Genomic DNA, 14216 nt, shown 5'->3' with positions numbered 1-14216 from the left:
ATTCCTTTGCGCTCAGGCGCGGATCTGTTGTGATGATGTTGTACATTGCTGGATATCAACCCGGGCGACGTCGACCAGTTTGCTTAGCTGGCTAAACAGTAATTCGACGGGGCGCGGGCTGGCAACGGTCAATTCAATATTTATATTCTGCGCGTCGGTGGCCGCTTCCATGTTCATCGAGCAAACCTGAAATCCTCGGTGGCGTACCACACGTAATACACGTTCTAACGTTTCCGGGTTGAAGCGGGCCTGCACGGCGACCTGATGTTGCATCATGATAATTTCTCCAGCATTTCTGCATTACTGGCACCTGGCGGTACCAACGGCCAGACATTCTCAAGCTCGTCGATTGAGACATGAAGCAGGTAAGGCCCCTCGCAGGACAGCATGGTGTCGAGTGCCGCTTCAACCTGGTCTTTACGGGTGATGTGCTGGCCGGGAATGCCGAAGGCGCTGGCCAGAACGAGGAAATCGGGGTTATCGGTAAGCGTTGTTTCGCTATAACGTTCGTTGAAGAATAACTGCTGCCACTGGCGAACCATCCCTAAACGCTGATTGTCCAGTAACACGATTTTCAGCGGTAACTGCTTGCGTTTTACGGTGCCGAGCTCCTGAACATTCATCATGAAGGAGCCGTCACCGGAGATACAGATTACCGTATCATTCGGGCGAGCTACCTGCGCCCCAACGGCAGCTGGCAGGCCAAAACCCATTGTGCCCAAGCCGCTGGAGGTGATGAAATTTTCCGGACGAGCGTAAGTCATGTGCTGAGCGGACCACATCTGGTGCTGACCCACATCGGTGGTGACCACGCTGTTGGCCGGTTTGCGATCTGACAGTTGTTTTAACAATAACGGTGCGTAAATCGCGTCACCCGGATGATCATAACGCCAGGCGAACTCTGTACGCATATCGGCATTAAATTGACGCCATTCGTTAATCTCTAAATCCTGTTGCAGCGCGGGCAGCAGCGCATTCAAATCGCCTTGCAGGCTGACATGGGCCTGACGCAATTTGTTCATTTCAGCCGGGTCGATATCCATATGAATCACTTTTGCATGCGGGGCAAAAGTGTTCAGTTTGCCGGTCACACGATCGTCAAAGCGTGCGCCCACGGCGATGAGCAGATCGCACTCCTGCACCGCCAGATTTGCGGCTTTGGTACCGTGCATTCCCAGCATGCCGAGATACCATGGATAACTATCTTCAACCGCACCAAGGCCTTTCAGTGTGCAGGTTACTGGCATCCGGGTGGTGGAGAGGAACGCACGTAGCGCCGGAACCGCCTGCGCCATGCCTACACCGCCGCCAACATACAGCATCGGTTTTTTGGACTGAGCCAGCATCTGGTACGCCTGTGCCATTTCTTCATGCGGGAAGGAGAACTCGTCTTCGACGGTGGAGAAATGCGGTTCCAGATCACCGGAGGCTAACTGGATATCTTTAGGGATATCAACAAGAACCGGGCCAGGGCGGCCTGAGTTTGCCACCTGGAAAGCTTCGGCAATAACGCGCGGCAGCTCCTCCAGGGACTGCACCAGAAAACTATGTTTAGTGCAGGCCAACGACAAACCGAGAACGTCCACTTCCTGGAAGGCATCGGTACCAATGAACGGCGCGGCAACCTGACCGGTGATGGCAACCACAGGAACAGAATCCAGCAGCGCATCCGCCAGCCCCGTGATCAGGTTGGTTGCGCCCGGACCAGACGTGGCGATACAAACACCGGTTTTCCCCGTGGAGCGCGCATAACCGATCGCCGCCATTGCCGCACCCTGCTCGTGCCGACACAACAGATGTTCCACGCCGCCGTCATACAATGCATCGTAAACCGGCATAATTGCGCCACCCGGATACCCAAAGACCGTATCAACCTGCTGTGCCCGCAACGCATGTACTACCCATTGTGCGCCATTCATAGTTAGTTCCCCGCCGTAAATCTGGAGAAACAGAATTTTGTGCTATTACCCATTCTCTGCTCCTCGTTTATGTTTTTAGGTCATAAAAAAACCCCCGGACCTTTCGGTGCGGGGGTCTTAGTTCGTTAAGGCTTGATTTTTAAGCCTTTCCTCGTCCAAGTGCAGCCCCGCACGGTGGGATAATAATCACCACCACGCTAATCACAATCAGGCTAATCACTCGTAGAAGGGCTGTCATTTTCTGTACTTTCTGGCTTCATGTTCGAAGGAATGCCTAAAGAGTTATCACAGATATAAGACATGACACAAGAAATTTTTATGACGCGTTTTTTCTTTAGCAAAACAATCTCAATGAAAATCTTTGTTTTTTATAAAGAAAAACTTAAATGAAATAATTTCATTTTTTTCAACGGCAAAAGGGCTTTGGGACATCAGCTTGTAACATGCGAGGAGCGTTCCAGAAAAAAATAGATCGCCCGCAATCGTCCAAAAAGTGTGGAAGCCTGCACGCATACCTTCCTTTTTTCAGGAAGCTAACGTCTATTTACGCCGCATACTTACCTTTCACAAGGAGGTGTTATGACGTTGTCGGTTATTTACACACGCGCAGCGCTGGGGGTTTGTGCACCGTTAATCACCGTTGAGGTGCATATCAGCAACGGTCTTCCCGGCCTGACAATGGTCGGTTTACCGGAAACAACGGTGAAGGAAGCGCGGGACCGTGTACGTAGCGCAATCATCAATAGCGGCTACGAATTTCCCGCGAAAAAGATCACTATCAACCTGGCGCCGGCGGATCTTCCCAAAGAGGGAGGGCGATATGATTTACCTATCGCGATTGCGCTTCTCGCGGCTTCTGAGCAATTGCAGAATATCCAACTTCATCGGTTTGAGTTCGTGGGTGAATTGGCCCTTACAGGGGCGTTACGTGGCGTTCCCGGGGCAATATCAAGTGCCATGGAGGCAATCAAGGCAGGTAGATCCATTATTGTCGCGGCAGAGAACGAAGCCGAGGTGAGCCTTACGGGAACGCAAGATTGTTATATTGCCGAGCATCTACAGGCTGTATGCGCCTTTCTTGAAGGCAAACATGAGTTATCTCCCCCCTCTGCCCATTTTATCAGCGATAACCAGGATACAGCGCAACACGACCTAAGCGATATCATCGGCCAGGATCAAGGCAAGCGTGCGCTGGAGATTACCGCTGCTGGCGGACATAACTTATTGTTGATCGGTCCACCGGGGACAGGTAAAACCATGCTCGCCAGCAGGCTTGGCGCATTGTTGCCGCCCCTGAGCAACCAGGAGGCATTGGAAAGCGCGGCAATTCTGAGTCTGGTCAATACCTCCGGATTGATACGTCAATGGCGACAGAGACCTTTTCGCGCACCGCATCATAGTGCCTCACTTACGGCCATGGTCGGCGGTGGCGCAATACCGGGGCCAGGAGAGATCTCGCTGGCCCATAACGGCGTGTTGTTTCTTGATGAACTTCCCGAATTTGAGCGTCGGGTGCTGGACGCGTTGCGCGAACCCATCGAGTCAGGGCAGATTCATATTTCCCGTACGCGGGCAAAAGTAACTTATCCTGCCCGTTTTCAACTTATTGCCGCCATGAATCCCAGCCCGACAGGGCACTATCAAGGAAACCACAACCGCAGCACACCAGAGCAGACACTGCGCTACCTTGGGCGCTTATCCGGGCCATTTCTTGACCGCTTCGACCTATCGCTTGAGATCCCGCTTCTGCCGCCCGGTATGCTGAGTCATAGCCAACATGACAGCGAAAAAAGTAGCGTTGTTCGTGCACGGGTTATCGCAGCACATGAACGACAGTACCAACGGCAAGGGAAGCTCAATGCGTTACTGGAAAATAGCGAGATGAGGGATTTTTGCGTGCTCACGCAAACGGATGGACAGTGGCTGGAAGAAACACTGGTTCGGCTTGGCCTTTCAGTACGAGCCTGGCAACGTTTATTGAAAGTAGGAAGAACCATCGCCGATCTGGAAGGCGCAGAAAGTATTCAGCGCGAGCATCTACAGGAAGCGCTCAGCTATCGTGCCATCGACAGGCTACTCATCCATTTGCAGAAAATGTTGGGATAAAAAAAGGGGCCGTAGCCCCTGTTTTTAATCGTCAGATTCCGTGTAGTCCTCATTCCCTTCCATCTGCGGTTTGCCACCGGACAGGGTATGAAAACGCTTTGGACGCTTAATGCGTGACATATACTTAGACCAGACGCGTTCTGCTTCGGTATCTGGCTCGCGCTCGCCGCGACATACAGCGACGAAACGGATTTCTTCTTCTGTGGTCGGTTCACGCTTCCCGAGATCCAGCTCGTTGAAAGCATAACCGTGACGCTCAAGCAGCTGAGCTTCTTTGATGGTGAAATCACCATGACGGGAAAACCCGCGCGGATAATGTTTGTTATCAAAAAAACGATTAGTCGTCGTAAAGCTTTCCGCCATCCTGCACGCTCCTAATTCTTTGGCCGAGCTATTTATGGCGCGGAGTATTAGTTACGCTTGACAGAGTGTAAAACAAAACATTTAAATCATTACGACAAATAATTTTGCGGAGAAACCTGTGGATACGGAATTGCTAAAAACTTTCCTGGAAGTCAGCCGAACTCGCCACTTTGGGCGCGCAGCTGAAGCACTCTATTTAACCCAGTCAGCGGTGAGCTTTCGTATTCGTCAGTTAGAAAACCAGCTTGGCGTGAACCTTTTCACTCGCCATCGCAACAATATCCGCCTGACAGCGGCCGGAGAAAAACTCCTCCCCTATGCCGAAACGCTGATGAATACCTGGCAGGCGGCACGCAAAGAAGTAGCTCATACATCGCGGCACAATCAATTTTCTATCGGCGCAAGTGCATCGCTATGGGAATGCATGCTTAGCGACTGGCTTGGGAGGTTGTATCAGCTCGAGGAAAGTCTGCAATTTGAAGCACGAATTGCACAGCGACAATCGCTGGTCAAACAGTTACATGAGCGTCAGCTTGATCTCCTGATCACAACAGAAACGCCTAAAATGGACGAATTTAGCAGCCAGTTGTTAGGTCATTTTACGCTTGGCCTCTATTGCTCGACGCCCGAAAAAACGAAGTCACAGCTAAATTATTTACGCCTGGAATGGGGGCCGGATTTTCAGCAACATGAGTCGGAATTGATTGGCAGCGACGATGTACCAACGCTAACCACCAGTTCTGCTGAGGTCGCTCATCAGCAACTGACACTATTAAATGGATGCGCGTGGTTACCCGTATCCTGGGCGCAGCAAAGGGATGGCCTGCATGTTGTGGCAGATAGCACGACGTTATCCCGACCGCTTTACGCTATCTGGTTACAGAATAGCGATAAGCAAAACCAGATCCGCGAGCTATTGAAAATACAGGTAATTGAGTAAAGTCAACGCATCCGCTATGGATGCGTTTGGATTGCTTTGTCAGAAAAAAAGCAAAAAAAATCCTTTGCCTAAGCAAAGGATTTTTTCTTTTTCTGGCAGGGGCGGAGAGACTCGAACTCCCAACACCCGGTTTTGGAGACCGGTGCTCTACCAATTGAACTACGCCCCTAAATAGGGTGGCGGAACGGACGGGACTCGAACCCGCGACCCCCTGCGTGACAGGCAGGTATTCTAACCGACTGAACTACCGCTCCACCGAATACTGCTTTAACCACCGGATTAATGCACCGGCTTACTTCTTAATTTGATGCCTGGCAGTTCCCTACTCTCACATGGGGAGACCCCACACTACCATCGGCGCTACGGCGTTTCACTTCTGAGTTCGGCATGGGGTCAGGTGGGACCACCGCGCTAAAGCCGCCAGGCAAATTCTTTGTGCTCGTCCTGTGTCTTTTGCGCTCATACTGCGTTGGCTGCTCTTGCGAACGTCAGTCACATACTCATGTATGCTCCTTCCGTCGCTGCGTTTGCCGCCCTGTCTCAGCGCAAAATCCTTCGGACTCTGAATCTAAGCTGAAAATCTTCTCTTCTCAAATCCGCCAAAACATCTTCGGCGTTGTAAGGTTAAGCCTCACGGTTCATTAGTACCGGTTAGCTCAACGCATCGCTGCGCTTACACACCCGGCCTATCAACGTCGTCGTCTTCAACGTTCCTTTAGTGGACTTAAAGTCCAAGGGAAGACTCATCTCGGGGCAAGTTTCGTGCTTAGATGCTTTCAGCACTTATCTCTTCCGCATGTAGCTACCGGGCAGTGCCATTGGCATGACAACCCGAACACCAGTGATGCGTCCACTCCGGTCCTCTCGTACTAGGAGCAGCCCCCCTCAATCTTCCAGCGCCCACGGCAGATAGGGACCGAACTGTCTCACGACGTTCTAAACCCAGCTCGCGTACCACTTTAAATGGCGAACAGCCATACCCTTGGGACCTACTTCAGCCCCAGGATGTGATGAGCCGACATCGAGGTGCCAAACACCGCCGTCGATATGAACTCTTGGGCGGTATCAGCCTGTTATCCCCGGAGTACCTTTTATCCGTTGAGCGATGGCCCTTCCATTCAGAACCACCGGATCACTATGACCTGCTTTCGCACCTGCTCGCGCCGTCACGCTCGCAGTCAAGCTGGCTTATGCCATTGCACTAACCTCCTGATGTCCGACCAGGATTAGCCAACCTTCGTGCTCCTCCGTTACTCTTTGGGAGGAGACCGCCCCAGTCAAACTACCCACCAGACACTGTCCGCAACCCGGATCACGGGTCCACGTTAGAACATCAAACATTAAAGGGTGGTATTTCAAGGTTGGCTCCATGCAGACTGGCGTCCACACTTCAAAGCCTCCCACCTATCCTACACATCAAGGCTCAATGTTCAGTGTCAAGCTATAGTAAAGGTTCACGGGGTCTTTCCGTCTTGCCGCGGGTACACTGCATCTTCACAGCGAGTTCAATTTCACTGAGTCTCGGGTGGAGACAGCCTGGCCATCATTACGCCATTCGTGCAGGTCGGAACTTACCCGACAAGGAATTTCGCTACCTTAGGACCGTTATAGTTACGGCCGCCGTTTACCGGGGCTTCGATCAAGAGCTTCTCCTTACGGATAACCCCATCAATTAACCTTCCGGCACCGGGCAGGCGTCACACCGTATACGTCCACTTTCGTGTTTGCACAGTGCTGTGTTTTTAATAAACAGTTGCAGCCAGCTGGTATCTTCGACTGATTTCAGCTCCACCCGCAGGGGCTTCACCTACATATCAGCGTGCCTTCTCCCGAAGTTACGGCACCATTTTGCCTAGTTCCTTCACCCGAGTTCTCTCAAGCGCCTTGGTATTCTCTACCTGACCACCTGTGTCGGTTTGGGGTACGATTTGATGTTACCTGATGCTTAGAGGCTTTTCCTGGAAGCAGGGCATTTGTTACTTCATCACCGTAGTGACTCGTCATCACACCTCAGCCTTGGTTATCCGGATTTGCCTGGATAACCAGCCTACATGCTTAAACCGGGACAACCGTCGCCCGGCTAACATAGCCTTCTCCGTCCCCCCTTCGCAGTAACACCAAGTACAGGAATATTAACCTGTTTCCCATCGACTACGCCTTTCGGCCTCGCCTTAGGGGTCGACTCACCCTGCCCCGATTAACGTTGGACAGGAACCCTTGGTCTTCCGGCGAGCGGGCTTTTCACCCGCTTTATCGTTACTTATGTCAGCATTCGCACTTCTGATACCTCCAGCATGCCTCACAGCACACCTTCGCAGGCTTACAGAACGCTCCCCTACCCAACAACACATAGTGTCGCTGCCGCAGCTTCGGTGCATGGTTTAGCCCCGTTACATCTTCCGCGCAGGCCGACTCGACCAGTGAGCTATTACGCTTTCTTTAAATGATGGCTGCTTCTAAGCCAACATCCTGGCTGTCTGTGCCTTCCCACATCGTTTCCCACTTAACCATGACTTTGGGACCTTAGCTGGCGGTCTGGGTTGTTTCCCTCTTCACGACGGACGTTAGCACCCGCCGTGTGTCTCCCGTGATAACATTCTCCGGTATTCGTAGTTTGCATCGGGTTGGTAAGCCGGGATGGCCCCCTAGCCGAAACAGTGCTCTACCCCCGGAGATGAGTTCACGAGGCGCTACCTAAATAGCTTTCGGGGAGAACCAGCTATCTCCCGGTTTGATTGGCCTTTCACCCCCAGCCACAAGTCATCCGCTAATTTTTCAACATTAGTCGGTTCGGTCCTCCAGTTAGTGTTACCCAACCTTCAACCTGCCCATGGCTAGATCACCGGGTTTCGGGTCTATACCCTGCAACTTAACGCCCAGTTAAGACTCGGTTTCCCTTCGGCTCCCCTATTCGGTTAACCTTGCTACAGAATATAAGTCGCTGACCCATTATACAAAAGGTACGCAGTCACACCACGAAGGTGCTCCCACTGCTTGTACGTACACGGTTTCAGGTTCTTTTTCACTCCCCTCGCCGGGGTTCTTTTCGCCTTTCCCTCACGGTACTGGTTCACTATCGGTCAGTCAGGAGTATTTAGCCTTGGAGGATGGTCCCCCCATATTCAGACAGGATACCACGTGTCCCGCCCTACTCATCGAGCTCACAGCCTGTGTGCTTTCGTGTACGGGGCTGTCACCCTGTATCGCCGGACTTTCCAGACCGTTCCACTAACACACAAGCTGATTCAGGCTCTGGGCTGCTCCCCGTTCGCTCGCCGCTACTGGGGGAATCTCGGTTGATTTCTTTTCCTCGGGGTACTTAGATGTTTCAGTTCCCCCGGTTCGCCTCGTTTGACTATGTATTCATCAAACGATAGTGCAACGAATTGCACTGGGTTTCCCCATTCGGACATCGCCGGGTCAAAGGTTCATATCACCTCGCCGGCGCTTTTCGCAGATTAGCACGTCCTTCATCGCCTCTGACTGCCAGGGCATCCACCGTGTACGCTTAGTCGCTTAACCTCACAACCCGAAGATGTTTCGTAAAACATCATCGTGTCGCGAAAATTTGAGAGACTCGAACACACTTTCGTGTGTCGTTTCAATTTTCAGCTTGATCCAGATTTTTAAAGAGCAAAACTTCGCAGTGCACCTTTTCAGGTTCACTCTGAAGTTTTCTTGTGTTCGCAGTAAAAGATGGTGGAGCTATGCGGGATCGAACCGCAGACCTCCTGCGTGCAAAGCAGGCGCTCTCCCAGCTGAGCTATAGCCCCATCGTAGTTAAATCTCACCAACCTTAATTACTGTTGAGGCAAGGCGTGGTGACACGAAGCATACTTGAAGTATGTGAGTGTCGCCGCAACGCAGCATCAGCAGGAATTTGGTAGGCCTGAGTGGACTTGAACCACCGACCTCACCCTTATCAGGGGTGCGCTCTAACCACCTGAGCTACAAGCCTGCAGAGATTTTTTACTGCTCTATTTCATCAGACAATCTGTGTGGACACTACAAAGGCAGGTTCTTTAAGGTAAGGAGGTGATCCAACCGCAGGTTCCCCTACGGTTACCTTGTTACGACTTCACCCCAGTCATGAATCACAAAGTGGTAAGCGCCCTCCCGAAGGTTAAGCTACCTACTTCTTTTGCAACCCACTCCCATGGTGTGACGGGCGGTGTGTACAAGGCCCGGGAACGTATTCACCGTGGCATTCTGATCCACGATTACTAGCGATTCCGACTTCATGGAGTCGAGTTGCAGACTCCAATCCGGACTACGACATACTTTATGAGGTCCGCTTGCTCTCGCGAGGTCGCTTCTCTTTGTATATGCCATTGTAGCACGTGTGTAGCCCTGGTCGTAAGGGCCATGATGACTTGACGTCATCCCCACCTTCCTCCAGTTTATCACTGGCAGTCTCCTTTGAGTTCCCGGCCGGACCGCTGGCAACAAAGGATAAGGGTTGCGCTCGTTGCGGGACTTAACCCAACATTTCACAACACGAGCTGACGACAGCCATGCAGCACCTGTCTCACGGTTCCCGAAGGCACTAAGGCATCTCTGCCAAATTCCGTGGATGTCAAGACCAGGTAAGGTTCTTCGCGTTGCATCGAATTAAACCACATGCTCCACCGCTTGTGCGGGCCCCCGTCAATTCATTTGAGTTTTAACCTTGCGGCCGTACTCCCCAGGCGGTCGACTTAACGCGTTAGCTCCGGAAGCCACGCCTCAAGGGCACAACCTCCAAGTCGACATCGTTTACGGCGTGGACTACCAGGGTATCTAATCCTGTTTGCTCCCCACGCTTTCGCACCTGAGCGTCAGTCTTTGTCCAGGGGGCCGCCTTCGCCACCGGTATTCCTCCAGATCTCTACGCATTTCACCGCTACACCTGGAATTCTACCCCCCTCTACAAGACTCAAGCCTGCCAGTTTCGAATGCAGTTCCCAGGTTGAGCCCGGGGATTTCACATCCGACTTGACAAACCGCCTGCGTGCGCTTTACGCCCAGTAATTCCGATTAACGCTTGCACCCTCCGTATTACCGCGGCTGCTGGCACGGAGTTAGCCGGTGCTTCTTCTGCGGGTAACGTCAATCGCTGTGGTTATTAACCACAACGCCTTCCTCCCCGCTGAAAGTACTTTACAACCCGAAGGCCTTCTTCATACACGCGGCATGGCTGCATCAGGCTTGCGCCCATTGTGCAATATTCCCCACTGCTGCCTCCCGTAGGAGTCTGGACCGTGTCTCAGTTCCAGTGTGGCTGGTCATCCTCTCAGACCAGCTAGGGATCGTCGCCTTGGTGAGCCATTACCTCACCAACAAGCTAATCCCATCTGGGCACATCCGATGGCAAGAGGCCCGAAGGTCCCCCTCTTTGGTCTTGCGACATTATGCGGTATTAGCTACCGTTTCCAGTAGTTATCCCCCCTCCATCGGGCAGTTTCCCAGACATTACTCACCCGTCCGCCACTCGTCACCCGAGAGCAAGCTCTCTGTGCTACCGTTCGACTTGCATGTGTTAGGCCTGCCGCCAGCGTTCAATCTGAGCCATGATCAAACTCTTCAATTTAAAAGTTTGATGCTCGTAGAATTAAACTTCGTAATGAATTACGTGTTCACTCTGTGAGACTTGGTATTCATTTATCGTCCGAGGACGTTAAGAATCCATGTCACTTTGAGTGCCCACACAGATTGTCTGATAAATTGTTAAAGAGCAGTGCCGCTTCGTTTTTCGCTGCGGCGCGGGGTGTGCATATTACGCTTTCCCGCTGCAGAGTCAAGTGTTTATTTTCACTTTTCTCTGCGGAATTCTCACCGGCATTCGCCTGAGAACCCCGCTGACCCGGCGGCTTGTTTGCAGTTGTTCCGTGTCAGTGGAGGCGCATTATAGGGAGTTCTCAGGAACTGACAAGCCCTAATTTTAAAAAACTTTTCAACCGTCTCTTTTTTGCTCAAAAGGCCATTAAAGCGCGAGTTTTTCGAGCGTTCCGAAGCCATAGCGCTGTAAAACGGGCAATAAAAGAACAGTTTCTGGTGTGACAGCCATGCAATACGCCAGATTTGCATCTGCTGATTTAGCATCAGGCGCCTCATGCTCAAGCAACCAGGCCGTACGACGCGCTATAGCCGCACCCGAATCCACCAGCCGCGTTCCCTCCGGAAGCACCTGCAACAGCTCATGCTGCAATAGAGGGAAATGCGTACATCCAAGCACCACGGTATCCGGCGGCTCAGGCATCCGCAGCCACGGGCGTAAAATGCGTTTGAGTTCATCCAACGGAACGGGCTTACCGTGCAACTTCGCTTCCGCAAGCTCAACCATCTCCGCTGAACCCAGCAATTCAATTTTGCATTCGTTAGCGAAGCGCTTAATGAGTTCGTGGGTATAAGGACGCTTTACGGTTGCACGTGTGGCCAGTAATCCCACCACACCACTCGCCGTTAAGCGTGCAGCGGGTTTGATCGCGGGAACCACCCCAACAACCGGGAAAGCGAATTTCTCACGTAGCGCAGGTAAAGAAACGGTGCTGGCGGTATTACAGGCAATGACGGCAAGCGCCAGGGGATATTGAGCCTGAACGGCAGTGACGATTTCGACAACACGTTCGACAATGAACTCTTCGCTCTTTTCACCATAAGGAAAGGCGACATTATCGAACGCGTAAATGTAATGCAGGTCCGGCAGGAGATGCCGGACCTCATCATAAACAGATAACCCACCTACGCCAGAATCAAACACCAGCACGGTGGGCCGCAGTTTAGAAAGTGTAGCTGCCAGACAAGGTGTATTCTCGTCCTGCAGTTTGGTAGCCATAAGCTGTCTCGTAATCTTTATCGAACAGGTTAGCTATTTTACCACGAACTGTCAGATGTGAGGTCATCGGATATGACAATCCAATGTCCCACAGGCTCACGCCGCCAAGTTTTACATCACGGTTGTTGTCGTAATCATTATCGTAGCGCTGTCCGATATACTGATACATCACGTTCCAGCCGAGATCGAAGACCTGTCCTGTCAGTTCGTATTTCACCTGCTGCTTAGCGCGGCGATACAGAACTTTATCCGTTTGGTCATCACGTGGGGCAACATACTGAAGCGTCAGATGATGGTCCACCGGGCCGGTACTGAGGTTGCTGGTCCACTCCAGCCCTTTAATGGTGGCGGACTTGACGTTGATATACTGATTATTGCTGTAGTCGATGAGGTTTTGAATTTCATAATGGTACGCCGACAGACGCCAGTCCAGTGGCCCCGTCAAACCCTCAATACCTGCTTCCCACTGTTTAGACTCTTCCGGTTGCAGATCCGGGTTAGCAGCAATACCTGGCCCGTAAGAGGAGGCAAAACGGGTCGCGCCATATTGTTGGCCGAGCGATGGCGCAAGGAATCCGGTGCCGTAGGAAAGCGTTGCCCGATATCCTTCAACAAACTCCCAGCCCGCCGCCGTCTGCCAGGTACCGTGCCAGCCGAACTGCTCATCGTGATCTTCACGGCCAGATGCTTCCAGGGTCACGCTATCGAGCTGCTGTTGTCCCGTCAGATAAAGCCCGGTGGTGTCACGCTTGTAGGAATCCGACAACGTGGTACTGCTTGAGGTCAGCTTTTCCTGTTTCCAGTCAACCCCGCCGCTTACCGCGCCATGCCCCACCTCAACGTTGTTACCCCATTGAATGTAACGCTGTTCCATATTATCCAGCGTCGCATCACCGGCATAACGTCCCAGCTCATCGCTGTAGTTGTAGCTTTTAAGATGTTGATAGTTTGCGAGCAGTTGAGAAGAGTAAATACCCGAGTTATAGCGCAGCCCGGTATCCCACGACTGATTGTAGTTCTGGGCTTCGTCGTTACCGCCGGCATAACCATACCCGCCCTGATCGTAATCGCTGTTCGCAGTATAGCCATAGCCGCGGAAGAAACCTGAGACGCTATCGTTAAATTTATGCTGAACACCGCCCCAGAACAGTTTATTGCGATAACCGTCGCGATCGCTGTCATCCGCGTAGGTTGAGTCCGGCTGAACGTTAAAACCTTTGGTCGTTTGATACGCACCAGCAGCAGTGACCATCGTATCGCCAACGCGTTGATTTATCGCGCCGTCATAGTTCTGGTAACCGTTGGTCCCCATCCCTGCGTTAATCTGCGCGCGCTCATCATCACTCATCGTAATGATGTTAACCACGCCGCCGATAGCACCGGATCCATAAACCGCAGAGCGTGGCCCACGGATGTATTCAATACGTTGTACCAGCGAGACCGGGATCTGACCAATATCGATCGCATTGCCAATACCGGCACGCGCCATCGGTACACCGTCAATCAGCACCAGTACATGACGCGCTTCGGTACCGCGAACAAAAAGTGAGGAGCTCTGCCCTATTCCACCGTACTGGGCAATGTCCACCCCCGGCAGACGACGCATCACATCGTTAAGGTCTTTTGACTGCCAGCGTTGAATATCTTCACGCGTCACCACATCGGCGGGTGCCAGTACGGTATTCACCGGTTGTTGAAAACGGTTTGCTGTTACCACCAGAGTGTCCGGGTTGCCATCCTGCGCCCAGCCGGAAAAAGCTGTGACGGAGAGAGCCGTCAGCAGCGAAGCTTTTTTAATCATTGTGAGAGCATCCACAAAATAATAAGGATGCCGCAGGTGTCATCAATAGCTCGCGATGATGGCACCAAATGCGACGTAATTCCGGCAGGTCTTCGGGCTAGGAGGTACAACAAGATGATGACTTCCCACATATATATGCAGTGTCTGCTTTCGCTATCATCCCACACATCCTTACCGCTGCGCGTCAGCTCCAGATTTACACTGGATTCCCTTTTAACTCACAGGACCGGAACAAGGATGCTACATTCAGAAACATATAGATGTCCAGACTGC

General features: G+C 52.2%; 9 protein-coding genes, 4 tRNA genes, 3 rRNA genes and 1 riboswitch. Of the genes, 2 read left to right on the top strand and 14 right to left on the bottom strand.

Annotated elements, in window-relative coordinates; all coding sequences use genetic code 11:
* Positions 1–12 precede the first annotated feature (12 nt).
* The 4 genes from ilvM to ilvL form a co-directional block, all read right to left on the bottom strand.
* Complete coding sequence (gene ilvM, locus IP582_RS00765) at positions 13–276, bottom strand: acetolactate synthase 2 small subunit (RefSeq protein WP_039076997.1); 264 nt, start codon at positions 274–276, stop codon at positions 13–15.
* Positions 273–1919 carry an acetolactate synthase 2 catalytic subunit gene (ilvG, locus tag IP582_RS00760; RefSeq protein WP_193794822.1) on the bottom strand — a complete coding sequence of 549 codons (1647 nt, stop codon included), beginning with the start codon at positions 1917–1919 and terminating at the stop codon, positions 273–275. The genes ilvM and ilvG overlap by 4 nt, the downstream gene beginning before the upstream one ends.
* A gap of 2 nt (positions 1920–1921) precedes the next feature.
* Positions 1922–1972, bottom strand: a complete 51-nt coding sequence (gene ilvX / locus IP582_RS00755; protein ID WP_193796162.1) for a peptide IlvX — start codon at positions 1970–1972, stop codon at positions 1922–1924.
* A gap of 86 nt (positions 1973–2058) precedes the next feature.
* The gene (gene ilvL, locus IP582_RS00750; protein WP_032229281.1) at positions 2059–2157 is read right to left on the bottom strand and encodes an ilv operon leader peptide; all 99 of its coding nucleotides are present in this window, start codon (positions 2155–2157) and stop codon (positions 2059–2061) included.
* 341 nt (positions 2158–2498) lie between these two features.
* Between ilvL and IP582_RS00745 the strand changes: the two genes are divergently transcribed.
* Positions 2499–4025, top strand: a complete 1527-nt coding sequence (locus IP582_RS00745) for a YifB family Mg chelatase-like AAA ATPase (RefSeq protein ID WP_107223984.1) — start codon at positions 2499–2501, stop codon at positions 4023–4025.
* Positions 4026–4049: 24 nt separating this feature from the next.
* On the opposite strand, the gene IP582_RS00740 is transcribed toward IP582_RS00745, so the two are convergent.
* Positions 4050–4388, bottom strand: a complete 339-nt coding sequence (locus IP582_RS00740) for a DUF413 domain-containing protein (protein WP_039076994.1) — start codon at positions 4386–4388, stop codon at positions 4050–4052.
* Positions 4389–4476: 88 nt separating this feature from the next.
* Between IP582_RS00740 and hdfR the strand changes: the two genes are divergently transcribed.
* Positions 4477–5328, top strand: a complete 852-nt coding sequence (hdfR, locus tag IP582_RS00735; protein ID WP_370551808.1) for an HTH-type transcriptional regulator HdfR — start codon at positions 4477–4479, stop codon at positions 5326–5328.
* A gap of 93 nt (positions 5329–5421) precedes the next feature.
* Here hdfR and IP582_RS00730 read toward each other — a convergent pair.
* The 9 genes from IP582_RS00730 to btuB all read right to left on the bottom strand — a co-directional run bounded on the left by IP582_RS00730 (position 5422) and on the right by btuB (position 13943).
* Positions 5422–5497: transfer RNA gene (locus tag IP582_RS00730), tRNA-Trp, on the bottom strand.
* Between the two features lie 8 nt (positions 5498–5505).
* Positions 5506–5582, bottom strand: a tRNA-Asp gene (locus tag IP582_RS00725).
* Between the two features lie 55 nt (positions 5583–5637).
* A 5S ribosomal RNA gene (rrf, locus tag IP582_RS00720) occupies positions 5638–5753 on the bottom strand.
* A 195-nt stretch (positions 5754–5948) separates the two neighbouring features.
* A 23S ribosomal RNA gene (locus IP582_RS00715) occupies positions 5949–8850 on the bottom strand.
* Positions 8851–9025: 175 nt separating this feature from the next.
* Positions 9026–9101 (bottom strand) — tRNA-Ala (locus IP582_RS00710).
* A gap of 108 nt (positions 9102–9209) precedes the next feature.
* Positions 9210–9286 (bottom strand) — tRNA-Ile (locus tag IP582_RS00705).
* Positions 9287–9356: 70 nt separating this feature from the next.
* Positions 9357–10897 (bottom strand): 16S ribosomal RNA (locus IP582_RS00700).
* Together the 16S, 23S and 5S rRNA genes with 4 tRNA genes alongside form the textbook arrangement of a ribosomal RNA operon.
* 393 nt (positions 10898–11290) lie before the next feature.
* Complete coding sequence (gene murI / locus IP582_RS00695) at positions 11291–12142, bottom strand: glutamate racemase (protein WP_193794820.1); 852 nt, start codon at positions 12140–12142, stop codon at positions 11291–11293.
* Positions 12087–13943 carry a TonB-dependent vitamin B12 receptor BtuB gene (btuB, locus tag IP582_RS00690; RefSeq protein WP_193794819.1) on the bottom strand — a complete coding sequence of 619 codons (1857 nt, stop codon included), beginning with the start codon at positions 13941–13943 and terminating at the stop codon, positions 12087–12089. The genes murI and btuB overlap by 56 nt, the downstream gene beginning before the upstream one ends.
* Positions 13944–14008: 65 nt before the next feature.
* Positions 14009–14189, bottom strand: a riboswitch (cobalamin riboswitch).
* Positions 14190–14216 lie beyond the last annotated feature (27 nt).

This window comes from Citrobacter sp. BDA59-3 (assembly GCF_015167655.1).
Classification (GTDB): Bacteria; Pseudomonadota; Gammaproteobacteria; order Enterobacterales; family Enterobacteriaceae; genus Phytobacter; species Phytobacter diazotrophicus.
Note: the sequence above shows the minus strand (reverse complement) of the source record. Positions and strands in the feature narration are given on the sequence as shown.